General features: G+C 64.7%; 24 protein-coding genes. 11 read left to right on the forward strand and 13 right to left on the reverse strand.

Translation table 11 applies throughout. The features are described 5' to 3' along the window. Positions 1–14 precede the first annotated feature (14 nt). Positions 15–1,493, forward strand: a complete 1,479-nt coding sequence (gene gltX, locus J2X44_RS10590; protein WP_310083537.1) for a glutamate--tRNA ligase — start codon at positions 15–17, stop codon at positions 1,491–1,493. Positions 1,494–1,531: 38 nt separating this feature from the next. Next, complete coding sequence (locus J2X44_RS10595) at positions 1,532–2,818, forward strand: citrate synthase (protein WP_310083539.1); 1,287 nt, start codon at positions 1,532–1,534, stop codon at positions 2,816–2,818. Between the two features lie 225 nt (positions 2,819–3,043). On the opposite strand, the gene J2X44_RS10600 is transcribed toward J2X44_RS10595, so the two are convergent. The 3 genes from J2X44_RS10600 to J2X44_RS10610 are packed head-to-tail and all read right to left on the reverse strand — an operon-like array spanning position 3,044 to position 6,619. Next, positions 3,044–4,426: a HAMP domain-containing sensor histidine kinase gene (locus tag J2X44_RS10600; RefSeq protein ID WP_310083542.1), complete on the reverse strand. Its 1,383-nt coding sequence runs from the start codon at positions 4,424–4,426 to the stop codon at positions 3,044–3,046. Beyond that, on the reverse strand, positions 4,423–5,346 hold the full coding sequence (locus tag J2X44_RS10605; protein ID WP_310249277.1) for a hypothetical protein: 924 nt from the start codon (positions 5,344–5,346) through the stop codon (positions 4,423–4,425). The genes J2X44_RS10600 and J2X44_RS10605 overlap by 4 nt, the downstream gene beginning before the upstream one ends. Positions 5,347–5,404: 58 nt before the next feature. Further along, positions 5,405–6,619 (reverse strand): hypothetical protein, encoded by a 1,215-nt coding sequence (locus J2X44_RS10610; RefSeq protein ID WP_310083546.1) that lies wholly within the window; start codon positions 6,617–6,619, stop codon positions 5,405–5,407. A gap of 108 nt (positions 6,620–6,727) precedes the next feature. Here J2X44_RS10610 and J2X44_RS10615 point away from each other — a divergent pair, with 108 nt between their 5' ends. From J2X44_RS10615 to J2X44_RS10630, 4 genes are all read left to right on the forward strand, one after another. After that, positions 6,728–7,435, forward strand: coding sequence for an SDR family oxidoreductase (locus J2X44_RS10615; protein WP_310083550.1), 708 nt, complete (start codon positions 6,728–6,730; stop codon positions 7,433–7,435). Between the two features lie 82 nt (positions 7,436–7,517). Then, positions 7,518–10,256 carry a DNA gyrase subunit A gene (gene gyrA / locus J2X44_RS10620; protein ID WP_310083553.1) on the forward strand — a complete coding sequence of 913 codons (2,739 nt, stop codon included), beginning with the start codon at positions 7,518–7,520 and terminating at the stop codon, positions 10,254–10,256. Beyond that, complete coding sequence (locus J2X44_RS10625) at positions 10,253–10,561, forward strand: DUF952 domain-containing protein (RefSeq protein WP_310083556.1); 309 nt, start codon at positions 10,253–10,255, stop codon at positions 10,559–10,561. The genes gyrA and J2X44_RS10625 overlap by 4 nt, the downstream gene beginning before the upstream one ends. 72 nt (positions 10,562–10,633) lie before the next feature. Further along, positions 10,634–11,782: a DNA glycosylase AlkZ-like family protein gene (locus tag J2X44_RS10630; protein ID WP_310083559.1), complete on the forward strand. Its 1,149-nt coding sequence runs from the start codon at positions 10,634–10,636 to the stop codon at positions 11,780–11,782. Between the two features lie 33 nt (positions 11,783–11,815). Here the strand turns inward: J2X44_RS10630 and J2X44_RS10635 are convergent, their stop codons facing one another. Continuing rightward, complete coding sequence (locus tag J2X44_RS10635) at positions 11,816–12,373, reverse strand: peroxiredoxin (protein ID WP_310083561.1); 558 nt, start codon at positions 12,371–12,373, stop codon at positions 11,816–11,818. Positions 12,374–12,565: 192 nt separating this feature from the next. Here J2X44_RS10635 and J2X44_RS10640 point away from each other — a divergent pair, with 192 nt between their 5' ends. Next, positions 12,566–13,408 (forward strand): TauD/TfdA family dioxygenase, encoded by an 843-nt coding sequence (locus tag J2X44_RS10640; RefSeq protein ID WP_310083562.1) that lies wholly within the window; start codon positions 12,566–12,568, stop codon positions 13,406–13,408. Positions 13,409–13,511: 103 nt separating this feature from the next. Here J2X44_RS10640 and J2X44_RS10645 read toward each other — a convergent pair whose 3' ends face one another. After that, the gene (locus tag J2X44_RS10645) at positions 13,512–14,177 is read right to left on the reverse strand and encodes a lysoplasmalogenase family protein (protein WP_310083565.1); all 666 of its coding nucleotides are present in this window, start codon (positions 14,175–14,177) and stop codon (positions 13,512–13,514) included. 75 nt (positions 14,178–14,252) lie between these two features. Between J2X44_RS10645 and trmFO the strand changes: the two genes are divergently transcribed. Then, on the forward strand, positions 14,253–15,590 hold the full coding sequence (trmFO, locus tag J2X44_RS10650) for a methylenetetrahydrofolate--tRNA-(uracil(54)-C(5))-methyltransferase (FADH(2)-oxidizing) TrmFO (RefSeq protein ID WP_310083568.1): 1,338 nt from the start codon (positions 14,253–14,255) through the stop codon (positions 15,588–15,590). A gap of 104 nt (positions 15,591–15,694) precedes the next feature. On the opposite strand, the gene J2X44_RS10655 is transcribed toward trmFO, so the two are convergent. Beyond that, on the reverse strand, positions 15,695–16,162 hold the full coding sequence (locus J2X44_RS10655; RefSeq protein WP_310083570.1) for a hypothetical protein: 468 nt from the start codon (positions 16,160–16,162) through the stop codon (positions 15,695–15,697). Between the two features lie 136 nt (positions 16,163–16,298). Between J2X44_RS10655 and J2X44_RS10660 the strand changes: the two genes are divergently transcribed. After that, a complete protein-coding gene (locus tag J2X44_RS10660) occupies positions 16,299–17,204 on the forward strand; it encodes a hydrogen peroxide-inducible genes activator (RefSeq protein ID WP_310083571.1) in 906 nt (301 codons plus the stop codon). Between the two features lie 85 nt (positions 17,205–17,289). Here J2X44_RS10660 and J2X44_RS10665 read toward each other — a convergent pair whose 3' ends face one another. From J2X44_RS10665 to pgsA, 3 genes are read right to left on the reverse strand one after another with little or no spacing between them, the layout of a single operon-like run. Further along, the gene (locus J2X44_RS10665; protein ID WP_310083574.1) at positions 17,290–17,733 is read right to left on the reverse strand and encodes a molybdenum cofactor biosynthesis protein MoaE; all 444 of its coding nucleotides are present in this window, start codon (positions 17,731–17,733) and stop codon (positions 17,290–17,292) included. Continuing rightward, positions 17,730–17,987: a MoaD/ThiS family protein gene (locus J2X44_RS10670; RefSeq protein ID WP_310083576.1), complete on the reverse strand. Its 258-nt coding sequence runs from the start codon at positions 17,985–17,987 to the stop codon at positions 17,730–17,732. The genes J2X44_RS10665 and J2X44_RS10670 overlap by 4 nt, the downstream gene beginning before the upstream one ends. Before the next feature lie 6 nt (positions 17,988–17,993). After that, entirely contained in the window at positions 17,994–18,566 is a 573-nt protein-coding gene (pgsA, locus tag J2X44_RS10675; RefSeq protein ID WP_310083579.1) for a CDP-diacylglycerol--glycerol-3-phosphate 3-phosphatidyltransferase, read from the reverse strand. A 147-nt stretch (positions 18,567–18,713) separates the two neighbouring features. On the opposite strand from pgsA, the gene J2X44_RS10680 reads away from it, so the two are divergent. Then, a complete protein-coding gene (locus J2X44_RS10680; RefSeq protein WP_310083581.1) occupies positions 18,714–20,111 on the forward strand; it encodes an MFS transporter in 1,398 nt (465 codons plus the stop codon). 145 nt (positions 20,112–20,256) lie between these two features. Here the strand turns inward: J2X44_RS10680 and J2X44_RS10685 are convergent, their stop codons facing one another. The 3 genes from J2X44_RS10685 to nadC all read right to left on the reverse strand — a co-directional run bounded on the left by J2X44_RS10685 (position 20,257) and on the right by nadC (position 22,119). Further along, positions 20,257–20,478, reverse strand: coding sequence for a hypothetical protein (locus tag J2X44_RS10685; RefSeq protein WP_310083583.1), 222 nt, complete (start codon positions 20,476–20,478; stop codon positions 20,257–20,259). Between the two features lie 83 nt (positions 20,479–20,561). After that, positions 20,562–21,260 carry a ribonuclease T2 family protein gene (locus J2X44_RS10690; RefSeq protein ID WP_310083586.1) on the reverse strand — a complete coding sequence of 233 codons (699 nt, stop codon included), beginning with the start codon at positions 21,258–21,260 and terminating at the stop codon, positions 20,562–20,564. Between the two features lie 10 nt (positions 21,261–21,270). Then, positions 21,271–22,119, reverse strand: a complete 849-nt coding sequence (nadC, locus tag J2X44_RS10695) for a carboxylating nicotinate-nucleotide diphosphorylase (protein ID WP_310083588.1) — start codon at positions 22,117–22,119, stop codon at positions 21,271–21,273. Between the two features lie 104 nt (positions 22,120–22,223). Here nadC and J2X44_RS10700 point away from each other — a divergent pair, with 104 nt between their 5' ends. Beyond that, entirely contained in the window at positions 22,224–23,354 is a 1,131-nt protein-coding gene (locus J2X44_RS10700) for a nitronate monooxygenase (RefSeq protein ID WP_310083590.1), read from the forward strand. Between the two features lie 190 nt (positions 23,355–23,544). On the opposite strand, the gene J2X44_RS10705 is transcribed toward J2X44_RS10700, so the two are convergent. Then, a complete protein-coding gene (locus tag J2X44_RS10705) occupies positions 23,545–23,994 on the reverse strand; it encodes a peptidylprolyl isomerase (RefSeq protein WP_310083593.1) in 450 nt (149 codons plus the stop codon). Positions 23,995–24,160 lie beyond the last annotated feature (166 nt).

Raw genomic sequence — 24,160 nt, forward strand, 5'->3', positions numbered from 1 at the left:
TGAAAGAGGCCTTGGTGGCAACCGATAATCAGACCAGCTTGGCAGCAGCGCCCCCTGAAGCGACGCTCGACGTTACCGGCGCCGACGTGGTCACGCGCTTTGCCCCCTCGCCGACCGGTTTCCTGCACATCGGCGGCGCGCGCACTGCGCTGTTCAACTGGCTGTTCGCGCGGCATCACGGCGGCAAATTCTTGCTGCGGATCGAGGATACCGACCGCGCGCGATCGACCGACGCGGCAATCGACGCGATCCTCGACGGGATGCAATGGCTCGATCTCGACTGGGATGGCGAGACGGTGTTCCAGTTCGCGCGCGCCGACCGCCACGCCGCCGTCGCCGCCGAACTGCTGACCAAGGGCGAAGCCTACCGATGTTACCTGACCCAAGACGAGCTCGCCGCGATGCGCGCCGAAGCGCAGGAAAAGCGCCTGCCCTTCCGCGTCCGCAGTCCCTGGCGCGACCGCGACGACGGCGATCCGTCGGTGCCGCACGTCGTGCGCCTGCGCGCGCCGCAGGATGGCGCCGCGACAATCGCCGACAGGGTGCAGGGCGAAGTCACCGTCCAGAACGCCGAACTCGACGATTTTGTACTGCTGCGCAGCGATGGCACCCCGACCTATATGCTCAGCGTCGTCGTCGATGATAATGACATGGGCGTCACCCACGTCATTCGCGGCGATGACCATCTCAACAACGCCTTTCGCCAGCTCGCGCTCATCCGCTCGATGCAGTGGCGCGAGCCGGTCTATGCCCATGTGCCGCTGATCCATGGCGCCGACGGCGCGAAATTGTCGAAACGCCATGGCGCGCTCGGCGTCGATGCCTATCGCGACGAGATGGGGTATCTGCCTGAAGCGGTGAACAATTATCTGCTCCGCCTCGGCTGGGGCCATGGCGATGATGAAATCATCAGCCGGGCCCAGGCGACCGAATGGTTCGACCTTGCCCATGTCGGGCGCTCGCCGTCGCGTTTCGACTTCAAGAAGCTCGAAAATCTCAACGGCCATTATCTGCGCGAGGCCGACGATGCGCGGCTCGCCGGGCTGGTCGCGCCCCGGGTGGAGACGCTCACTGGCCGCGCGCTCAATAACGCCGAGCGCGACGTGCTCACCCGCGCGATGGAATCGCTCAAACCGCGCGCGAAAACGCTCGACGAAATCGCCGACGGCGCGATGTTCCTGTTTCAGGGCGATCCGTTGCCGGTGGACGAAAAGGCTGCCGAGGTGCTAAAGGCTGCGCCCGAAGGCTTGCTGGCTGCCGTGACGCAGCGGCTGCGCGGGCTGAACCAATGGACGATAGAAGAGCTGGACGCCGCCGTGCGGGCCGAGGCCGAAGCCGCCGAACTGGGGCTCGGCAAATTGGCCGGGCCGCTACGCGCTGCATTAACCGGCCGGACCGTTTCCCCAGGGATTTTCGACGTGCTGTTGTTGCTCGGGCGCGATGTCAGTCTGGCCCGACTTGACGCAGCGCAACATTATCCGGCAGGGGCGTAGCCACGCTCTCTCCTAGCCGCCAGAACAGGGAAAAACATATGACCGACCAGCCCGCGAAAATCACCCTGGGCGACAAGACTGTCGAGAGTCCTGTATTGTCGGGCACTATCGGCCCCGATGTCGTCGATATTCGCAAATTCTATGCCCAGACCGGCGCCTTCACCTATGATCCCGGCTTCACCTCAACCGCGAGCTGCGAATCGCAGATTACTTATATCGACGGCGACGAAGGCGTACTGCTCCACCGCGGCTACGCGATCGGCGATCTCGCCGAAAATTCCAGCTTCATGGAAACCTGTTACCTGCTGCTCAACGGCGATCTGCCAAACGCGCAGGAACTGGCCGATTTCGACAACACGATCACCCGCCACACGATGCTGCACGAACAGCTGGCGACCTTTTACCGCGGCTTCCGCCGCGACGCGCATCCGATGGCAATCATGTGCGGCGTCGTCGGCGCGCTCAGCGCTTTCTATCACGACTCGACCGAGATTCACGATCCGCACCAGCGGATGATCGCCAGCCACCGCCTGATTGCCAAAATGCCGACGATCGCCGCGATGGCGTATAAATATTCGGTCGGCCAACCCTTCGTCTATCCCGATAACTCGCTCAGCTACACCGGCAATTTCCTGCGCATGACCTTTGGCGTTCCCGCCGAGGAATATGTGGTCAATCCGGTCGTCGAGCGCGCGCTCGACCGCATCTTCATCCTCCACGCCGATCATGAGCAGAACGCTTCGACGTCGACCGTCCGCCTTGCTGGTTCCTCGGGCGCCAATCCGTTCGCATGCATCGCGGCGGGCATCGCCTGCCTATGGGGTCCGGCGCATGGCGGCGCGAACGAAGCGGCGCTCAACATGCTGCGCGAAATCGGTCGCCCCGAACGCATCCCCGAATATATCGCGCGCGCCAAGGACAAGGACGACCCGTTCCGCCTGATGGGCTTTGGCCACCGCGTGTATAAAAACTACGATCCGCGCGCGACGGTGATGCAAAAGACCGTGCGCGAAGTGTTCGAGGCGCTGAAGGTCAACGACCCGGTGTTCGAAGTCGCGCTACAGCTCGAAGAAATGGCACTCAGCGACCCCTATTTCGTCGACAAGAAGCTGTTCCCCAACGTCGATTTCTATTCGGGCGTCATCCTGTCGGCGATCGGTTTCCCGACGACGATGTTCACCGCCCTCTTCGCCCTCGCCCGCACCGTCGGCTGGGTCGCCCAGTGGAACGAGATGATCTCCGACCCCGCCCAGAAAATCGGTCGCCCGCGCCAGCTCTACACAGGCCCGGCGCCGCGCGATTATGTGCCGGTGGCAAAACGCTGATCCGGCGCAACACCAACAACGAAAAAGGGGCCGTGCACGGCCCCTTTTTTGCGATGGCCGGTTTCGACGGATAGCAGACCTTTAATTTCGTCATCCCGGACTTGATCGGGGATCCATCTGCCCTCTCAAGATTACGGCGGCGCAAGGGGTCATCGACCCCGGATCAAGTCCGGGGTGACGAGGGTGGGGAACGTCTGCTCTCCACCCCAGAACTGATGCCGTCACCTACCCCACATCCCGCGCCGGCAGGCTCAGCGTAAATCGCGCTCCCTGCCCCGGTGCGCTATCGACAGTCAGATCGCCGTCCATCGCCCGCGCCAGTCGCCGCGCGATATACAGCCCCAGCCCCGAGCCGCCGCTGTCGGTTCGGCCCAGCCGCTCGAATTTCTCGAACACCATCGCCTGTTGATCGGCGTCGATCCCTTGACCCTGATCGGCGACCGTCACCATAGCGCGATCCCCGTCGCGGTCGACGCGGATCCAGATTTGCGAATTGTCGGGCGAATAGCGGATCGCATTGCCCAGCAGGTTGAGCAGCACCTGCAACACCCGGCGAAACTCGCCGGTTGCGGGCGCCTTGTCGTCGGTGCGCGGCGCGTCGATGCGGATGCCCTTTTCCTCGGCCTTCATCCCCAGCAGCCCGACCGCGCGGCGCGCCAGATCGCCGAGGTCGATTTCATCGGCCGCCGCCTTGAACCCCGGACGCTCGATATTCTGCAAATCGGCCAGATCGTCGACCAGCCCCAGCAAATGCCGCCCGGCATGGGCGATGTCGCCCGCATAGCGCGCATAATCGGCGCGGATCGGGCCATCGAACTGCCCCGAAATCGTCTCGGCCGTCGCAATGATCCGGCTGAGCGGTCCACGCAACGCGCCGTCAATCCGCCGACCGAATTGCGGGTCCGACAGCGGCAGCGACCCGAAAGCGGGATCGACCAGTGCCGCCGCAGGGACCGAATCGGCCGCCGTTTCTCTCTCCGTCACCGCGGCGGCACCGCGAAACCCGGTGAAACGCCCGGCCGCATCGAACAGCGCCTCGCCCGATAGGGTCATCTCCAGCCGTCCCGAGGCAGCATCGACCTCGACATGCTGGCCGTCGAAACGCGATTGCCGCGCCAACCCGCGCAGCACCGGAAAACGGCCATCGCCGTCGGGCTGCAATTCGAACAATTCGGACAGCGATCGCCCTTCCCAATCCGCAGGGACAGGCCGCGCGTCAGGCGCGGCGCGCAGGGCAACGAGGCGCAATTGCTGGTCGCACTCCCACGTCCAGCCGTGTGGTGCCGCGATATGGTCGGCCATCGCCGGAATCTGGGGCAGCGCCACAGGCCGCGTGCGCCAGTCACTTATTTCCAGGCTGGCGCCGTCGGCGTCGGGAATGATCCGGACCAGCGCGTGAATATCGCTATGATCGTCGGCGGCGTGCAGCGGCCGACTGATGTCGCGGTGCAGCCGCTGCGCCAGCGCGACTAGCCGCGCCAGATGCGGCAGCGCCAAGGGTTTGTTCAGCGCCGCCCCCGCGCGCTGTTGCAATCGCAGCAGCGGAGCGTCGGCGCTGACCAGCGCGCCCGACCGGTCGATCCGACCGCGAACGATGCGCTCGGTCATCGCGTGTTCCGCCCGGGCGCCAGCATCTCGCCATAATCGCGCGCGCCGTCCTCGATTATTGCGCGCGACGGCAACATCGCCAGCGATGCTTCGAGCGGCGCCAGCGCGGGACGATCGAGGTTCAGCGGCGCCAGCAGAGACGGCAGCGCCGCAGTCTCCGCCGTCAGCAATGCCAGAGCCATATCGTCATAGCTGCGGCGATGCGCCGCGGCGGCCAGCGCGATGAGCGTCGGCCAGTCGTGCCGCGTGATCGCGTCTGCCACGGCGTCGGACAGCGCCGGGCCCAACAGGTTGTGATACGCCGCCCCCGCTTGTGCGATCCCCGCCTCCTTGGCGTGGCACTCGGTGGCAACGCGCACCGCGTCGCCCAGTTCGGTGGCGCGCGCCTGATTAAGGCTCACCTCCGCTAGCCTCCACGCGGCAATGTCGAGCAATAGCGAGCGAAAGAGGTCGCCGTCGAGATCGGCGATGGCCAGCTCCGGATGGCCCAGCGCGTCGAACCGGCGGCGATCGGCGATCTGTAGCGCCAGATAGGCGCGGTCGATGTCCGATAGCGGTGCGCCGACCGATGGCGGATCGACAACCCCCTCTTCGGCATCGGGCAGGATCGGCGGCGGGCTGCTGCGCTGCGCCGACAATTCGCGCCAGCGATGCTCCTCTGCACGGGCAAAGCAGATGCGCGCCAGCCGCTCGGCGCCGGGCAATCCGCCGCGCAGCCATTCGCGCCACAACCCTTCGGTATCGATGCCGCGATCGAGCCGCGCCGCGACATCACCAACCAGTCGGCGCGCGATGCCGAGCGCCAGCGCGCGCTGTTCCTCGGTCAGGCGCGCGTCCGCGGGCGCCGCCAGATAATCGGCGAGTTCGCGCAAACGCGCGGACAACGGATCGATGCCGGACGAAGGGACGGAGTCAGTCATGCACGATCGCGGATAGCAGAATGGCGTTAATACGCGCTAAACCTTGAACTGCTTTGTTTCAGGACGCTTCCGGCCGCCGCGCCAAGCGCAACCAGAGCAGTATCTGGAGCAGCGCGAGCAGCGGCAGGATCGCAAACATCAGGGCAGCAAAGCCGAACAGCAGTGCGGGCGCCAGCATGATCCACGCCTGATCGGCATCAGGCAGCAGCCAATGGAACCGCCGCCGCTCGCCCGAATCTTCATACAGCGACCGCGCCACCAAAATTGTCGCGGCCAGGCATGGCGCCAAAGCCGCTTCAGAAAACAGGGGCATGCGATGCCCTGGCCCCGCCAGCGACACCAGCCAGGGGAAGATCGCGAGCAAGACCCAGGCGAAGGTGCGGATGACGTCGCGCACCCGGTCCTGCGCCGCGCTTTCGGCACGGAAAGCCGACAGGAACCGCATCGCGGTCAATCCCAGCCCGCCAAAGATTGCGACCAGCGCCCCGGCCGCCGCCAGACCGCTCGCCGCCAGCATAGCGACCGCAATCCACAGCGACGCGGTGACATAGGGCACGTATCGCGCCGTCGTCGGCGATTTGACCAGCAACGGACCGGCGAGCCGGATCAACGGCATCATGATCGCCGAGCGGCCAAACCCCATCCCGCCATATTCGACTTGTTGCAGGCTGGATTGTTCGATCAGCGCTGCGGTCGGCCGGTCGGTGACGATCGCGATCTCGCCCTGTTCGAACAACGCCGGTTCGCAATAGAGCCGCCGCGCGCCCGATTGCACCGCGAGGCGCAGCAGGGTGAGCATCATGTCCCATTCCCCCGGCGTCGCCGCGAGTTCGGCGACCATCGGCTGCGAAATGCTGGCCAGTCCACCCCAGCGCCGCGTCGCGTCGATACGCTCGAACCCTTGGGTCAACGGCGTGTCGCCGGTAACCAGGATCGCTGGCGCCCCTGGCTTGGCGATCGCGGCATAATGGGTGCCACCTGCCCGCAGGCCATCGGCGACCAGGATGATGCGGTCGTCGTCCTGGACCAGTCCCATCAGGTCGGCCGCCGCGCGGACTGGCGTCACTTTCACCCCGCGGCGGCGGATGCGGTCGCAGGTGGCGAGCAGGTCGGCCGGCAACGCCGCGACCGCAACTGCGACATGCGTCACACCGACATCGGCGAGCCGCGCCGCTTGCCGTTCGATCAGCGTTTCGCCCGCGACGGTTACAAGCGCCCGCAGCCCGCCGTCGGGCAAGACTTCGCTGGCGCCGATCAGCGCAATCAGAGCCATCGGCGGGCGCGAGGATGGTAAGGAGCCACGGCTGACCGTCATATGGCACCGAACCGGTTTGGCAAGCATCGCTTGTCGCCCTCTGACGCGGCGTGATACGCCACTGCGGTGACAGAGCATGGATCGGCCATCATCATCGGGGCTTCGGGCGGCATCGGCGCTGCGCTCGCGGACGCTTTGCAGGAGGAAGGTCGCCATGACGTCATCCACCGCTTCGCCCGGTCGTTTCCCGCCCCGCATAGGATCGACGTCACCGACGAGGCCTCGATCGCGGCCGCCGCGGCCCTGGTGCGCGACAGTGGCCGGCCGCCCCAACTGGTGATCGTCGCGACCGGGCTGCTCCATGCGGATGACCGCCGCCCCGAACGCGCGCTGGCCGACATCGACCCCGACTGGATGGCACAGAATTTTGCCGTCAACGCGATCGGTCCGGCGCTGGTCGCCAAATATTTCCTGCCGTTGCTGCCGCGCTGCGGGCGCACCGTTTTTGCGATGCTGTCGGCGCGGGTCGGCAGCATCGGCGACAACCGGACGGGCGGCTGGTACAGCTATCGCGCCTCGAAAGCCGCGCTGAACCAGCTTGTTCGCGGCTTCGCGATCGCCGAGACGCGGCGCAACCCCGACGCGCTGGTCGTCGCCTTGCATCCCGGTACCGTGGACACCAGTTTGTCGGCGCCATTTCAGCGTGGCGTACCCGCCGAACAACTGACCCTGGCCGCCACCGCCGCCGCAAATTTGCTCCGGACGTTAAGCGCGCTGACGCCCGCCGAAACCGGCCGGATTTTCGCTTGGGACGGCAGCGAAATCATTCCCTGAAAACCCACCGAATCGCTGGCGTTTGCCGCTATCGTCGGCTAGGTAAAAACAACCTCCCGAAAAGCAGAAAAAAGGCCGGGTCTTGACCGAAGAAAATACGCCGACGCCGCCGTCCGAAGACGGCATTTCGCCGATCAACATCGTCGACGAAATGAAGACCAGCTACCTCGATTATGCGATGAGCGTGATCGTCAGCCGCGCACTGCCCGACGTGCGCGACGGGCTGAAGCCGGTGCACCGCCGCATCCTCTATTCGGCGTTTGAAAGCGGCTATGTCGCGGGCCGCCCCTATCGCAAATCGGCGCGTATCGTCGGTGACGTCATGGGTAAATATCACCCGCACGGCGACAGCTCGATCTACGACGCGCTCGCGCGCATGACGCAGGACTGGTCGATGAGCGTCCCCCTCGTCGACGGTCAGGGCAATTTCGGCTCGATGGACCCCGATCCGCCAGCCGCAATGCGCTACACCGAATCGCGTCTGGCCAAGGTCGCCAACACCCTGCTCGGCGATCTCGACAAGGATACCGTCGATTTCCAGCCGAACTATGACGGCTCCGAATCCGAACCGACCGTCCTCCCCGCACGCTATCCCAATCTGCTCGTCAATGGCGCGGGCGGCATCGCGGTCGGCATGGCGACCAACATTCCGCCGCACAATCTGGGCGAAGTGATCAACGCGACGCTGGCGACGATCGACAATCCCGAAATCACCCTCGACGACCTGATGGCCATCATCCCCGGCCCCGATTTCCCGACGGGCCCGCTGATCCTCGGCCAGGGCGGTGCGCGCCTGGCTTATGCCACCGGCCGCGGGTCGATCATGATGCGCTCGACGCACATCATCGAAGAAGGCAGAAACGATCGCCAATCGATTGTATTGACGTCGATTCCGTTTCAGGTCGGCAAGTCGGGACTGGTCGAAAAAATCGCCGAAGCGGCGCGCGATAAGCGCATCGAGGGGGTGTCCGACATCCGCGACGAATCGAACCGTGAGGGCATGCGCGTCGTCATCGAGCTGAAGCGCGACGCGACCGCCGAAGTCGTGCTCAACCAGCTGTGGCGCCACACCCCAGCGCAGTCGAGCTTCCCCGCCAACATGCTCGCGATCCGCGGGGGCCGTCCCGAAATGATGGGGCTCAAGACGATCCTGTCGGCGTTCATCGACTTCCGCGAGGAGGTGATTACCCGCCGCTGCAAGTTCGAACTGAACAAGGCGCGCGACCGCGCCCATATCTTGCTCGGCCTCGTCGTCGCGGTCAGCAATCTCGACGAAGTCGTCCGGATCATTCGCGGCTCGACCAGTCCGGCGGCGGCGCGCGAAGCGTTGCTTGTCCGCGAATGGCCGATCGGCGACATTGCGCCCTATATCCGGCTGGTCGAAGCGATCGACGGTGAGATGGACGACAGCGCAAGCTATCGCCTGTCCGAAGTGCAGGTGAAGGCGATCCTCGACCTACGCCTGCACCGCCTCACGGCCTTGGGCCGCGATGAAATCGGTAAAGAACTCAAGGAACTGGCAGACGAGATTGAGGAGCTTCTGAGCATCCTCGCCAACCGCGACAAGCTGATCGCGGTGATGCGCGATGAACTGATCGCGGTACGCGACGAATTTGCCAAGCCGCGCCGCACGTTGCTCGCTCCCGCCGCCGACGGCATCGATGACGAAGATCTGATCGAACGCGAAGAGATGGTCGTGACCGTCACCATGGACGGCTATATCAAGCGCACCACGCTCGACACCTTCCGCGCCCAGCGCCGCGGCGGCAAGGGCCGCGCCGGCATGGCGACGAAGGACGAGGATGTCGTCACCGAAATGTTCGTCACTTCGACGCACACCCCGGTGCTGTTCTTCTCGACGCTTGGCAAGGTGTACCGCATGAAAGTGTGGCGCCTGCCCGAAGGTGGCCCTGCGACGCGCGGCCGCCCGATGGTCAATCTGCTGCCGCTGGGCGCGGGCGAGACGATCTCGACCGTTCTTCCCCTGCCCGAGGACGAAACCGAATGGGGCAAGCTCCACGTCATGTTCGCCACCGCCAAGGGCAGCGTGCGGCGTAACAGCATGGACGCCTTCACTAGCATTCGCACGGCGGGCAAGATCGCGATGAAGTTCGAAAATGATGACGAGGATGATCGGCTGATCGGCGTCGCCTTGCTCGACGAAGGTGACGATGTGCTGCTCGCGACCCGCCAAGGCAAGGCAATCCGCTTCGCCGGCAACGAGGTGCGCGAATTCCAAAGCCGCGATTCGACCGGCGTTCGCGGTATGCGGCTGAGTGCGGGCGACGAAGTGATCTCGCTGTCGATCCTGCACAAGGTCGGCGTCGCCGATCAGGACGAGCGGGACGATTATCTGCGCCATGCCGCCTGGAAACCCGAAGACACCGAGGGCGTCCGCAAGCCGCGCGAAATGGACGATGTCCGTTTTGCCGAGTTGCAAGACCGCGAACAGTTCATCCTGACCGTCTGCGCCAACGGCTATGGCAAGCTGTCGTCGGCCTATGAATATCGCCGCACCGGTCGCGGTGGTCAGGGGATCACCAACATCGACAATATCGCCCGCAACGGCCTGGTCGTCGCGAGCTTCCCCGCCACCAAGGCGCACCAGCTGATGCTGGTCACCGATCAGGCGAAACTGATCCGCATGGGCCTCGATTCGATGCGCGTCATCGGCCGCGGCACTGCGGGTGTGCGCCTGTTCGATGTCGCGAAAGACGAGCATGTCGTCTCTGCCGCGCTGATCGAGGAAGGTGAGGAGGACACGGTCGAGGACGACGTTGCCGAGGCAGCAACCCCGGAAACGGAAGCGCCTTCGGAATGACCGCCTCGACCGCCTTCAAGGTGCTGACCCAGCAGCAATGGGCCGATTTCGAACGCGAACGCGTGTTTCGCGGCGCCCCGATCGACATCGCCGACGGCTATATCCACCTGTCGACCGGCGAGCAGCTCGAAAGCACGATCGCCAAGCATTTTGCGGGCCAGTCGCCGCTGATGATCGCCGAGGTCGACCTGCTCCTCCTCGGCGACGCGATCCGTTGGGAAGCGGCGCGCGGCGGCGATCTGTTCCCGCATCTTTACGCGGAGCTGCCAATCCACGCCGTGGTCAGCTTGCAGCGGCGCGACTAATTCACCTAAAGCCCCGTTGCCGCGCTTGGTTGCCATCGATAGTTCATCGCGCATCAGGATCGGGACAGTGCCATGACCAGCCGCGCGATCAGGATAAGCGGGGCGGATGCGCGCCGTCTGTGCTTGCGCGCGCAGCGGCTTGACGAAGCTGCGCCCTTTGGCGCCGGCCCGTCGGCGGTGACGGCGGCGATCAGCCACCTCGGCTATGTCCAGATCGACACCATCAACGTCATCGAACGTTGCCATCATCACATTCTGTGGTCGCGCATCCCGAAATACCGCTGCGCCAACCTTGGCGCGGTGCAATCGATCGAGCGGTCGGCGTTCGAGTATTGGAGCCACGCGCTCGCCTATATTCCGACGACCGATTTCCGCTTCTTCGCCCCCGCGATGGAGGCCCGGCGCCTTCGACCGCGTCCGCCTTATGCCAAAATCGATCCCGACGCTTATGCCGCGCTGCTGTCGCGTATTCGCGGCGACGGCCCACTCACGCTCCGTGACATTGACGATGGGATCCGCGAAGAAAAGCAACATCCCTGGGCCAGCCGAAAGCCGTCGAAACGGTTGCTCGACTATGGTTTCTGGGTCGGTGACCTGACGATCAGCGCCCGAACGGGCATGCTCAAGACATATGAGCTGTCCGACCGGCATTTCGGGTGGGACCGGCGGCCAGCGGCGGCAACGCCGGACGAGTTTGCCGGCTATCTTCTCGACCGCGCGATCCGAACCCAGGGCATCTTCAGCCTCGAAAGCGCGACTTATGGCGACGCACCGGCAAAAGCTGCCGTGGCTCGACTGGTGGACGGCCGCATGGCGCGCGGGACGCTGGTGCCGGTCGAGATCGATGGATTGGCGCGCGCGAAACACTGGGCGGCACCGGCGGCGCTCGACGCGCTTCCATCGCTCGACCCGGCCCGGCGCGTGCATATCCTGTCGCCATTCGATCCGCTGGTCATCCAGAGAAAGCGGCTGTCGGCCCTGTTCGGATATGAGCATCGGTTCGAGGCATATGTCCCGGCCGCGCAGCGCCGCTACGGATACTTCGCGCTTCCCGTGCTCGCAGGCGACCGGATCGTCGCGGCGATCGATACGAAGATGGATCGCAAATCGGGCGGTCTGCTGATCCAGAAATGGAGCTGGATCGTGCCCGAAACGAAGCGATTACGAAATCAGATCGAGACAGCGCTAGGCCGGTTCGAGCGATTCCAACAGCGCGCCTGAGTCCACTTCAACCAACCCGCCTGTCGATCTGAATTACCGCCGCGCTTTCCACGCCCGCACCGCTGCCATCGTCTTTTCGACATGCGCCTGCGGTTTGCTGTCGGTGTAGGCGAGCAGGATCGTTCCGTTCGGCGCGATGACATAGGATGTGCGGTTCGACATCGGCTTCCCGTCCGCTCCCGGCATTCTGCTGTCATATTTCGCCGCGACCTTGGCGCCCGGGTCGGCGGCAACCGCGAATTTGTCACGGCACGCCGAGCGCGAAAATTCGGCGACGCGGTGGATATTGCCCGCAGTGACACCAATAACGCGCGCCCCCAGCTGGTTGAACTGGCCGTTGGCTTCGGCAAACAGATGCGCCTCGACGGTGCAGCCAGGCGTGAAAGCGGCGGGAAAGAAATAGAGGACGACCGGTCCGCCCCGCAGCACCTGCTTCAGCGACAGGCTGAACTCCTTGCCGCCCTGCGCCGCGGTCAGGGTGAAATCGGGAGCTTTTGTCCCTTGTTCGAGCGCCGCGATCCCTTGTGTCGGCAACGCGGCGAGCGACAGTCCGAACCCGATCGACAGGGCAATTTTCGTCAGCATTTTCATTGACGGTCTCCACGCAGCTGGGCGGAAAACACCTTCCGCTTTGCCACCTTGTATCGCGCAATCGAAGCGGCGTGCGGGAAAATCGACCGTGGCCAACCTGAAGAAATGGAAAAGCTGTGCGCTCGCTCGCCGCTTCGGCCGCTACTCCATCTCCCGATTGACCGCGCGGTCCGGCAGGCGCACTCTTCGCGAATGACCCTGACGATCGCCCCCAGCGGCCAATCCTGCGGCGCCCATGTAATCGGCGTCGATCTCACCCAGCCGCTCACCCCCGACAGCGTCGCCGAAATCCGCGCCGCCTGGCTCGATCATCTCGTCCTCGCCTTCCCCGATCAGAAGATAAGCGACGATGATCTCGAACGTTTCACGCAATATTTCGGCGGTTTCGGCGATGATCCTTTCATCAAACCGGTTCCCGGTCGCCGCCATGTCATCGCGGTCAAGCGCCGTGCCGACGAAACCTCGCCGCTGTTCGCCGAAAACTGGCACAGCGACTGGAGTTTCCAGGCCCGCCCGCCCTCGGGAACCTGCCTGTTCGGGATCACCATCCCGCCGGTCGGTGGCAACACCGACTTTTCGAACCAGCACGCCGCGCTCGACGCGATGCCCGATGCGCTGAGGGCGAAAATCGACGGTCGCAACGCGATCCACAGTGCGCGCGGCGGCTATGCGCCGTCGGGAATGTATGGCGCGGGGGACAAGGATCGCAGCATGGACATTCGCTCGGGCGATGAAGCACTGGCGACCCAGACCCATCCCTTCATCCGCCACCACCCCGAAACGGGTCGCGAGGGGTTGTTCGGCTGCGCGGGCTACATCATGGGTATCGAGGGCATGGACGATGCCGAGGCGCTGCCGATCCTCTATGAACTGCTGCAATGGCAGGACCGCGAGGAATTTCGCTACAGCCATGTCTGGGAACCCGACATGCTGATTATGTGGGATAACCGCTCGCTGCTCCACCGCGCCACCGGCGGCTACGACGGCCACGACCGCCTGCTCCACCGCACGACGATCGCCGCGTGGGAGGAGTAAGGTCGACGGGTGAAGCGGCTGCTTTGGGGTAGAGAGCGGCCGTTGCCGATCCTCCCCGGGACGGGGAGGAACTTAATGGCCGCTCCCGGTCGTTTCCTGCCAATCAGCTACGCCCTTCCCTCGCCAGCGTGCTCACCACCCCCCATGCAATCAGCGCCTGCCCTCCGAAATACAGCGGCCACACCAGCCACAGCGTGACGTCCTTTGACAGCACCCCGCCTTCGCCCGCAAAAATGAACAGATCGCTCGCCAGGAAGATCATCGCGCCGATGCCAGTCCGGTGACGCGGAAAGCGGCTGGTCCACGCGGCGGCGGCCATCGCTGCGACGAACAGCGAATAAACGGCGGCATGCCACCATCCCGCCGCCGGGCTCAGCATCGCCCAGACAATGACCAGGGTCGCCGGCATCGTCAGCCATCCGAGCAGTCGCTGTGATGACGTCGTTTTTGTGCGCCGGTTGGTCAGATACAATGCGATCGCGATCAGGTGCCCCACGACAAATGCTACCGCTCCCGTCTCGAGCCCCTTGGCGTCGAGCAGATAATCGCCCAGCGCCCCGAAACCGAGCGCCGCCGCGATCAACCAGCCGTTTTTCTCGCGGGCATTTGCCGCCGCCCACATCGCGAGCAACCCGACGCCCGTCGTCTTCCACGCCCAGATTGCGGGACCGTCGAGCCGCTGGAACACCGCGGCGAAAAAGCTGATCCCGCCAATCAGCGCGAGCCACCACAACCACCGCGCCCGGTCCCAGCTCTGCGTCCCGTTCATCCCACGCCCCTTTGCATCTTCATCCCAAGGCGCCTACTGCGCGGCGAAGCAAGCGCAAGTCAACGGATAGGGTAAATGGCGGAATACGACGTGCACATCATCGGCGGCGGCCTCGCCGGATCCGAAGCGGCGTGGCAGCTCGCCCAAGCAGGTTTCCGCGTGCGATTGTCCGAAATGCGCGGTGGGGGCGACATGACCCCGGCGCATCAGGGCGACGCGCTCGCCGAGATGGTCTGCTCGAACAGCTTTCGCTCCGACGATGGCGACAGCAACGCCGTCGGCCTGCTCCACCGCGAGATGCGCACGTTAGGCTCGATCATCATGCGCGAGGCCGATGTCCACAAGGTGCCAGCGGGATCGGCACTCGCGGTCGATCGCGACCTGTTTGCGGGCGGCGTCACCCGCACGCTCGAAAACCACCCCAATGTGAACATCGTTCGCGAACGCATCGACACGTTGCCGAGCGAAGGCCTGACCATCGTCGCCACCGGCCCGCTGACCGCCGCAGGCCTAGCGGACAGCATCGGCGCCGCAACCGGCAAGGACGCGCTCGCCTTCTTCGACGCCATCGCGCCGATCGTCTATCGCGACAGCGTCGACATGGACATTGCGTGGATGGCCAGCCGCTGGGACAAGGTCGGGCCGATCGGCGACGGCAAGGATTATATCAACTGCCCGATGGACAAGGACCAGTATCACGCCTTCGTCCAGGGGCTGGTCGATGGCGACAAGACCGAGTTCAAGGAGTGGGAGACCAACACCCCCTATTTCGAAGGCTGCATGCCGATCGAGGTGATGGCCGAGCGCGGCCCCGAAACCTTGCGCTTCGGTCCGATGAAAGGCGTCGGCCTCGACAATCCGCGCACCGGGCGCTGGCCCTACGCCGTCGTCCAGCTGCGCCAGGACAATGCGCTGGGCACACTATGGAACATGGTCGGCTTCCAGACCAAGCTGAAGCATGCGGCGCAGGTCGAGCTGTTCCGTACCATCCCGGGGTTGGAAAAGGCCGAATTCGCGCGTCTCGGCGGGCTTCATCGCAACAGCTTCATCCGATCGCCCGAGCTTCTCGACGCGCAGCTCCGCCTGAAATCAGCGCCGCATATCCGCTTTGCCGGGCAGATCACCGGCTGCGAAGGCTATGTCGAAAGCGCCGCGATCGGGCTGATCGCGGCGCGCTTTGCCGCCGCCGAACTCGGCGGCCGAGACCTGCCGCCGCCGCCGGGCGAAACCGCACTCGGGGCGCTGCTGGGTCATATCACCGGCGGCGCCGATGCCGCGAGCTATCAGCCGATGAACGTCAATTTCGGCCTGTTTCCGCCGCTCGCCGATGACGTACGAAAGAAGGACCGCAAGCTGGGCTATACGCAGCGCGCGGGTGCGGCGCTGGCCGAATGGGTTAAGGTGGCAGCTTAACCGTCGCCCCCGCGAAGGCGCGGCCGCTTGAGACCTAATCCAGCTTCGCTGCGTAAACCGATGGCGGCCCCCGCCTTCGCGGGGGCGACGACATTATTGACCGCCTAGCAACTACACTTCGCCTTCACCGCCCGCTTTGGCGCCGTCGTCGCAAATTCCGCGCGCGTCAGATCACCCGATTTGTCGCCGTCGGCGCCGCCGAACCGCTCGCCGGTCGCCGCGGCCCATTCCTCGAACGTGAGCAGATTATTGCTGTCCTTGTCGAGCTTGCGAAACGCCGCAGTACGCGATGCCATCAGCTCGACGCGGCTGATCCGGTCGTTGCGGTCGCGGTCGAAACGGTTGAAGCGCCGCTCCTCGCGCGACGCCTCCTTCGCTGCGGGCAAAGCGGGCGGCGCCGGTCCGCGTTTCGGTGCATTCGCCCCCGCCACCGGGATTGCCGCCAGCGCGGGCGGGGGTTCGGGCAGTACCGCCTCGTCAGCGATCTGCGTATGGCCCGCCCACATGAACAGACCTCCGGTCAAAAGCAGCGCGCTCGCCACACCGCCGACCAGAAAACGGGAAATCGCCATCCGTCCCTCCGCCATCACTTAATGGGACTGGCTATCATAGCGAGATCGATACCGGCAACAGGCGTCACCGATATGGCGACGAATATTTATCGATCCGATTGTTCAAAACTTCCGCCATCATTGCTATATCCGATCAATGTCGAATTACCTGCCGACCCTGAAACAGATGCAGTATCTCGTCGCGCTGCACGATCATGGCCATTTCGGCCGCGCCGCTGACGCCTGCAACGTTACCCAGTCGACGCTGTCGGCGGGCATCCGCGAGCTGGAAACGCTGCTCGGTCAGACGCTGGTCGAGCGCACCCGCCGCGTCGTCCGCTTCACCGGGCTTGGCAATGCAATCGTCGAAAAGGCGCACCGAGTGCTGCGCGAGGCCGAGGAACTGGCCGACATGGCCGCCGCCGCCGCGGCGCCGCTGGTCGGCGAGCTGCGGATGAGCGTCATCCCGACGATCGCGCCCTTCCTGCTCCCCGGCATGTTGCGCGTGCTGCGCAAAGAACGCCCGGCGCTCAAGCTGTTTCTGCGTGAGGAGCCCAGTGCCCAGGCGTGCGAATCGCTGCACCACGGCACCGTCGATTGCGTGTTGCTCGCCCTCCCCTATGGCTGCGGCGACGTCGAAAGCGAGGCCTTGTTCGACGACGCGCTGTTCGTCGCCTTTCCCGGCGACCAGTCCGAAGACCTGCCCGCGATGGTCAGCGCCGACCAGATCGACCCGGCACAAATGCTGATGCTCGAGGACGGCCATTGCCTGAAAGATCACGTCCTCGCGGCATGCAATCGCCCCGAACTGCGCGCCGGGGCGCGGATGATGGGGACGTCGCTGCACACGCTGGTCCAGATGGTCGACAACGGCCTGGGCATCACCATGCTGCCGCAAATGGCGATTGAGGCGGGGATTCTCGACCACACCGACATCGACACCCGCCCGCTCGATTCGGATCACGACTGGCGCACCATCGCGCTGGTCTGGCGCAAGGGAAGCCCGCGCGCGGATGAGTTCAAGATGCTGGCGGATATTTTCCGCAAGCATCGGGTGGGTTAAATCGCTTTTTCGTCACCCCGGACTTGATCCGGGGTCCATGCCAACGCCGCGGCATGGATCCCGGATCAAGTCCGGGATGACGATATTATTGACCCCATCTTTCCGCCCGCGCCGCATCCCCCTCGCGCGCCTCCACCCACGCCACGCGCCCATCCTCAAACGTTTCACGCTTCCACAGCATCACGTCGGTCTTCAGCCGGTCGATCAGAAACTCGCACGCTGCCAGCGCCTCGCTGCGGTGCGGGCTGCTCGCCAGCACCAGCACGATCGTATCGCCCGGCGCCATCGCTCCGACGCGGTGGATCAAGGTCAGCGCCGCCAGTTGCCACCGGTCCGCCGCGGCATTCGCCAGATCGCCCAGCCCGGCTTCGGTCATCACCGGATGATGTTCCAGATACAGTTCGTTCAGCCCGCCATCGCCACGCACCCGGCCGATAAAACTGGCACTCGCGCCGTGGCCGCCCGCGTCATGCAGGTCAAGCTCGGCGCCGACGTCGATCGCCGCCGCCTGCACCGCGACGCGGATCATCCGCCCGTCACCGGGGGGAATAGCGCAACCTCGCGCGCGCCGACGAGCGGCGCGTCCGGCCCCATCATCACCCCGTCGATCGCGGCGCGAATCCGCTGCGGCTCGGCAAAAGCAAAAGCCCCGCGCGCGTCCCGCGCCGCCAGCCACGCCAGCAATGCGGCCAGGTCGGTCACCTCAGTGGGCAGTTCGACGACCTCCTCGGCCGCTCCCATCCGCTCGCGCACCCAGGCGAAATAAGCGATGTCCAGCGCCATGCGCGCTCAATCCATGTGCTTCAGGCCGACGCGCAGATAGTCCCAGCCGGTCACCAGCGTCAGCACCGCCGCCACCCACAGCGACGCCAGCCCGACGCTCTTGACCCACAGGATTTCGGGCAGCGCCCCGGCCAGGATCAGCGCCCCGAATGACACGAGCTGAAAGGTCGTTTTCCATTTCGCCAGCTGGGTGACCGGCATCGACACCTGCAAGGTCGCGAGGAATTCGCGAAGCCCCGACACGATGATCTCGCGCAGCAGGATCATCAGGGCGGCAATGACGTGATAGCCGGTGATGTCGCGGGTAAACACCAACAGCAATATCACCGCGGCGATCATGATCTTGTCGGCGATCGGATCGAGGAATGCGCCCAGCCGCGACACGATCCCGCGCGAGCGTGCAACATAACCGTCAAAATAATCGGTAATGCCCATCAGGCAGTAGAGGACAAACGCCAGCGCATAATCGATCGGCTTGGGCTGGTGCGATCCCTCGACCACCCCCGGCCACAGCAGGAACAGCAAGATGGGCACCGCCAATATGCGCGATAATGTCAGGATGTTCGGAAGACTCAGCATGACCCCTGATTCCCGCCGCTGCGGCGTGCTCATCCCAAAATGGGCTTTGACCCCACCCGCCCTAACCGATAAGCCCCCCGCGCGACAACCATATTGCCGTGATGTTGCGGCGTTGTCGGATTGTCAGGCTGCAAAAGTGGATTTTCAATGACCGGTTCCTTTGCGCTGATGAAGCAACGCCGGTTTCTGCCCCTGTTCGCGACCCAGTTCCTCAACGCCTTCAACGACAATTTCTACAAGATGGCGATGGTGATCCTCGTCACCTTCACCATCTACAAGGATCCAGAGACCGAGGCGTGGTTCAACGCGCTTGCGGGCGGCCTGTTCATCCTGCCCTTCTTCCTGTTTTCGGCGCTGGCCGGGCAGCTCGCCGACAGCACCGACAAGACGCGGATGATCCGCCTGATCAAGACCGCCGAAATCTTCATTATGATCGTCGGTGCGATCGGCATCTGGCTGCATCTCGTTCCGGTCATGCTGCTCGCGCTGTTCGCGATGGGGACGCATTCCACCTTCTTCGGCCCGATCAAATATGCCATCCTGCCCCAGCATCTGGAGGAGGACGAGGTTCTCGCCGGAACCGGCTGGGTCGAGGCCGGCACCTATATCGCTATCCTCGGCGGCACGATCGTCGGCGGCCTGACCCCGCCGCATATCGCCATCCCGGGGATCATCATCGTCGCGGTCATCGGCCGCCTCACAGCCAACTACGTCCCCGCCGCGCCGCCCGAAGCAGAGGCCGAGGGGCTGGTGATCGACCATAATGTTTTTCGCTCGTCGTGGCGGCTAGTCAATTCGACGATGCACATCCCGCGCCTCTTCCTCGCAATCGTTTCGATCAGCTTTTTCTGGGCGATAGGCGCCATCCTCGCCGCGCAATTCCCGCCGCTGGTGAAGAATGCGCTGGGGGCCGACAACACCGTCGCGACGCTGTTCACCGCGATCTTCTCGGTCGGTGTCGCCGTCGGATCGATCATCGTCAACCGGCTGCTCAAGGGCCATGTCTCGGCGCGCTATTCGCCGGGATCGGTGATCGTGATGGGGCTGTTTGTCCTCGACCTGTGGTGGAACGTGAAGGGCTGGGCGCACGCGGGCTATCTCACAAATTGGCGTGAGTTCCTGTCAATGGCCGGGGCCGATCGCACCGTTCTTGCTCTTTTTAAGACGGATTTCTGGTGGTCGGCCAACCTGTGGTCGATCGATGTGTTTCACGACACTGGCGACAATCTGATGAACTGGCGCGACTTTCTGGCGCTGACGACCGGCGACCGCATCATCCTCGACCTGCTCGGCATCGCGATCGCGGGCGGTATGTTCGTCGTCCCGCTCTACGCATTCCTGACCACCACCGTGGCCAAATCGCAAACCGCACGCACCGTGGCGGCGAATAATATCGTCAATTCGGGCTTCATGGTGGCTGCAACCTTGCTGCTCAGCGTGCTGATCGGCATCGGCCTGACGATCGACGACACGCTACTGATGGTGGCCGCGATGTGCCTGGTATCATCGGTGCTGGCGTGGAAGCTGCACAAGGCGTGCGATTAGGCTGGCGGAGAGCCGATTTGACGTTTCGTCACCCCGGACTTGATCCGGGGTCCATGAGGCCTTGCACCACCCTATACTGAGAGGGCGAACGGATCCCGGATCAAGTCCGGGATGACGAGAGTGGAGCTCTGGTCTTTTCCCGACCTCAGATCAGAAACATCATCGTCGCGGTAAAAAACACCGCAAAGCTCTGCAAGAACAGCCGCAGATCGCTGCCTGCGAAGATCGATACCGGCTCGCGGTGCGCCGCCAGCGCCTTCCGCAATTCGCCCTGCCAGTCGGCGGGCGCACTCAGCCGCGCGATGGTCAGCTGGCGGGCGCCATGCGCCTGAATCCGGCGGCGAATATCGATGTGATCCGAGTCCATGTCCGGCAAGCTATGCCGGTCTTAACGACTTGGTAAGGTTAAAAGATCGTTAACAAACTGGCCGTGTCAAAGCGGCACAGCGACTAATCCTTTTGGATAGGTCGGACCCGCACCGTCCGCGCGTCGCGCGCGCCGGTCTGAAACGGCTTGCACCGCTGCGGCCGCATCCGCTGGCCAAGGCACAGCCGCACTTCCTTGAGCCAGCCCTGCTGATCGGTCGTCACTGCGATCATCGGTGCCGTCACCCCCGGGTTGGCCGAGGAAAATGCGCGGCGGATGCTGCCCGCGGTCTGCGGCCTTGCCGACAGCGCAGCCATGTCGGGAAAGCGCACCGAGCGGAAAAGCATCGCCGCCGAGCGGAAATAGGCCGCCGGATGCGGGCTCATGCACGTGCCATGCTTGGCCCATTCATGCTGGAGCAGCTGCGCCGACGGGGTCATGCACAGATGCTGACGCAGCACCGGCTGCGGCACGATCTTGGCCGGGCGGCACCATTGCGGATAATCGCGGCTGTCGGTTTCGGGCCACAGCCCGTGGAGCACCCAGCCAAAGCGGCCGTTGTCGCCCGAACATTGCAGGCGATCGCGCGTGTCACGCGGATTGCGAACATTGGCGCAATGCTGCGGCGACCAGCTTATGGCCAGCAGATAGCCGGTGATTGGCGGTTTCCGCACCGGCTCGCCGCGCCTCGGCTGTTCAAGCCGCGGCACCGGGATGCGGTCCGGGATCTGGCAGGCGAGCGCCTGGGCCTGCGCCGCCGTGGGCGCGAGCAGCAAACCCAACGCAGCGACGCTAGACCAACGCAAAATCGAGCCCGACATCCGCCGCGGGTGCCGACTGCGTCAACCGCCCGACCGACACATAGGTCACCCCGGTCGCGCCGATCGCACCAATCGTGTCGAGCCTTACCCCGCCCGACGCCTCGGTCGGCACCTTGCCGTCAACGACGGCGACGCAGGTCCGCAATTCATCCAGCGTCATATTGTCGAGCAACAGGTGCGTCGCCCCGGCGGCCAGCGCGGGTTCGACCTGCGCCACCCGGTCGACCTCGACGATGATGCTCGCGATCCCCGCCGCGACCGCCCGGCGTACCGCTTCCTCGACCGACCCGGCGACCGCGACATGATTGTCCTTGATCATCGCCGCGTCCCACAATCCCATCCGGTGATTGGTCGCGCCGCCCATCCGCGTCGCATATTTCTCCAGCACCCGCAGCCCGGGAATCGTCTTGCGCGTGTCGAGCAGCGTCGCGCCGGTTCCCGCGAGCGCATCGACATAGCGCCGCGTCATCGTCGCGATGCCCGACAGGTGCTGCACCGTGTTCAGCGCCGACCGTTCGGCCGTCAGCATCGCGCGCGCATTGCCCGACAGGCGCATCAGGTCGCTGCCTGCGGCCACTTCGGCGCCCTCAGCGACCAGGATTTCGATCTCCATGTCGGGTTCGAGCGCGCGAAAAAACGCTTCGGCGATCGGCAATCCCGCTACAATGATCGCATCGCGGCTGTCCATCACCCCGCCAAAGCGCGCGGCGGCGGGAATCACCGCCATCGACGTAATGTCACCCCCCGCCCCCAGATCCTCGGCCAACGTGGCGCGGACAAAGGCATCGAGGTCGAAATCGGGCAGGGAAAATTGGGTCATGCCCTCGCGATAATGAGCGGCCCGAGCAAATCAACTTGACGTCTACGTAAACTAACGCTGACATACACGTTACGTGGCAACATAGCCAACATCGGAGAGGCCCAATGCAATCCCCCATCTGCGCGATGCTCGGCATCGAATTCCCCCTCCTCGCCTTCTCGCACTGCCGCGACGTCGTTGTCGCGGTGTCGAAGGCGGGCGGCATGGGTGTGTTCGGCGCCGCGTCGCTACCGCCTGCACGGCTCGAGGAAGAACTGGCGTGGATCGACGCGCATATCGGCGGCAAACCCTATGGCGTCGACCTGATCGTCCCCAACAGCTTTGCCGGCAAGGGCGAGAGTCGAAGCGCGCTGCCGCCGATTCCCGCTGAACATAAAGCGTTCGTCGCCGATCTGCTCGGCAAGCATGGCGTTGATGACGGCAATCTCGCGCTTCCCGCTGTCGGCGGCGGGCTAGGCGACAACATGACCGATGACGGCGCCGCCGCGCTGCTCGAAGTTGCGTTCCGCCACCCCATCGGCCTGATCGCCAACGCGCTCGGCGTCCCGCCACCGCTGATGCTCGAACTGGGCAAGCGGCACGACGTTCCGGTTGCGGCGCTCATCGGCACCCGCGACCATGCGCTGGCGCAGGTCCGTGCCGGGGTCGACATCCTCGTCGTCGCGGGCGGTGAAGCCGGCGGGCACTGCGGCGAGGTCGCAACGATGGTGCTGGTGCCCGAGGTTGCCGCAGCGGTCGAGGCGGTCGGCGCGACCACCCCGATCCTCGCCGCGGGCGGGATCGTCACCGGGCGCCAGATGGCGGCGGCGATGGCGATGGGCGCGCACGGCGCGTGGACCGGATCGGTGTGGCTGACCACGGCCGAGGCCGAAACCAACCCGGTGGTGAAAGAAAAGATGCTGATCGCCAGCTCGCGCGACACGGTGCGTTCGAAAAGCCGGACCGGCAAACCGTCGCGTCAGTTGCGCTCGCCATGGACCGATGCATGGGAAGCCGAAGGCGCCCCGAAGCCGCTACCGATGCCGCTGCAATCGCTAGTCAGCGAACCTGCGCTGCGTCAGGTCGACAAGCTCTCCGAGGGCGGCCACGAAGGCGCCAAGGCACTGGCGACCTATTGGGTCGGTCAGGGCGTTGGGCTAATGAATGAAGCGATGGGCGCTGGGCAGGTCGTGCAGGAGTTCAAGGCCGACTGGATCGCCGCGTGTGAACGATTGAACGGATTTATCGGCGATTAGCACCGAAACCTCCCTCTTGATGGGGGAGGCAGCGAGACTTGGCAGCTTGCTGCCTAGTCGCAGCGGCGGGGGTGCGTTCTCGGCCTGAGACGGCGGCACAAGGACGCGCCGTCACCCCCATCCAACTGCGCCTAGCCGCTACGCGGCAAGGCTACGTATCCTTCCCCCATCAAGGGGGAAGAATAGATGCTTAGCCAACCGTCGCTTTGACGATCTTGCCGGGTTCGCGCGGCGGCTCGCCCTTGGGCAGCGCGTCGACATTGTCCATGCCTTCGATCACTTCGCCCCACGCGGTATATTGATTGTCGAGGAAACGCGCGTCGTCGAAGCAGATGAAGAACTGGCTGTTCGCGCTGTTCGGATTCTGCGACCGGGCCATCGAGCACACGCCGCGGACGTGCGGCTGCGCGTTGAATTCCTGCGGCAGGTCGGGCAGCGGGCTGCCGCCCATGCCGGTGCCGGTCGGATCGCCGCCCTGCGCCATAAAGCCGGGGATGACACGGTGGAACACGACGCCGTCGTAAAAGCCTTCGCTGGCCAGCTGGGTGATGCGCTCGACGTGCAACGGCGCCAGGTCGGGGCGCAGGCGGATGACGACGTCGCCGGTCGACAGCGAAAGGGTAAGGGTCTGGTCGGTCATGATCGGCTCCTGTAGCAAATGTTGGCGGTGCCATAGCGAGCCGGGCGGCCAAAGCCACGCATTAATTGCCGAGCCCCCCTTCCCCGGCGTTGCCATATGCGGGCGCCGGGACTAGGGGGAGGTCACGGCCCGTCGGCCATCCGCCGACACTGACAGGGAGGACCGC

This window comes from Sphingopyxis sp. BE259 (assembly GCF_031457495.1).
In the GTDB taxonomy this organism is placed as follows: Bacteria; Pseudomonadota; Alphaproteobacteria; order Sphingomonadales; family Sphingomonadaceae; genus Sphingopyxis.

Coding starts and splice junctions, on each gene's coding strand:
- J2X44_RS10600 (WP_310083542.1), bottom strand. CDS start 4,426: ATGACCGAGCGCATCGTTCGCGGTCGGATCGACCGGTCGGGCGCGCTG.
- J2X44_RS10595 (WP_310083539.1), top strand. CDS start 1,532: ATGACCGACCAGCCCGCGAAAATCACCCTGGGCGACAAGACTGTCGAG.
- J2X44_RS10605 (WP_310249277.1), bottom strand. CDS start 5,346: ATGACTGACTCCGTCCCTTCGTCCGGCATCGATCCGTTGTCCGCGCGT.
- J2X44_RS10680 (WP_310083581.1), top strand. CDS start 18,714: ATGACCGGTTCCTTTGCGCTGATGAAGCAACGCCGGTTTCTGCCCCTG.
- J2X44_RS10655 (WP_310083570.1), bottom strand. CDS start 16,162: ATGGCGATTTCCCGTTTTCTGGTCGGCGGTGTGGCGAGCGCGCTGCTT.
- J2X44_RS10700 (WP_310083590.1), top strand. CDS start 22,224: ATGCAATCCCCCATCTGCGCGATGCTCGGCATCGAATTCCCCCTCCTC.
- J2X44_RS10610 (WP_310083546.1), bottom strand. CDS start 6,619: ATGGCTCTGATTGCGCTGATCGGCGCCAGCGAAGTCTTGCCCGACGGC.
- pgsA (WP_310083579.1), bottom strand. CDS start 18,566: ATGCTGAGTCTTCCGAACATCCTGACATTATCGCGCATATTGGCGGTG.
- J2X44_RS10685 (WP_310083583.1), bottom strand. CDS start 20,478: ATGGACTCGGATCACATCGATATTCGCCGCCGGATTCAGGCGCATGGC.
- J2X44_RS10660 (WP_310083571.1), top strand. CDS start 16,299: ATGTCGAATTACCTGCCGACCCTGAAACAGATGCAGTATCTCGTCGCG.
- trmFO (WP_310083568.1), top strand. CDS start 14,253: ATGGCGGAATACGACGTGCACATCATCGGCGGCGGCCTCGCCGGATCC.
- J2X44_RS10625 (WP_310083556.1), top strand. CDS start 10,253: ATGACCGCCTCGACCGCCTTCAAGGTGCTGACCCAGCAGCAATGGGCC.
- J2X44_RS10630 (WP_310083559.1), top strand. CDS start 10,634: ATGACCAGCCGCGCGATCAGGATAAGCGGGGCGGATGCGCGCCGTCTG.
- J2X44_RS10640 (WP_310083562.1), top strand. CDS start 12,566: ATGACCCTGACGATCGCCCCCAGCGGCCAATCCTGCGGCGCCCATGTA.
- J2X44_RS10635 (WP_310083561.1), bottom strand. CDS start 12,373: ATGAAAATGCTGACGAAAATTGCCCTGTCGATCGGGTTCGGACTGTCG.
- J2X44_RS10705 (WP_310083593.1), bottom strand. CDS start 23,994: ATGACCGACCAGACCCTTACCCTTTCGCTGTCGACCGGCGACGTCGTC.
- nadC (WP_310083588.1), bottom strand. CDS start 22,119: ATGACCCAATTTTCCCTGCCCGATTTCGACCTCGATGCCTTTGTCCGC.
- J2X44_RS10645 (WP_310083565.1), bottom strand. CDS start 14,177: ATGAACGGGACGCAGAGCTGGGACCGGGCGCGGTGGTTGTGGTGGCTC.
- J2X44_RS10670 (WP_310083576.1), bottom strand. CDS start 17,987: ATGGCGCTGGACATCGCTTATTTCGCCTGGGTGCGCGAGCGGATGGGA.
- J2X44_RS10665 (WP_310083574.1), bottom strand. CDS start 17,733: ATGATCCGCGTCGCGGTGCAGGCGGCGGCGATCGACGTCGGCGCCGAG.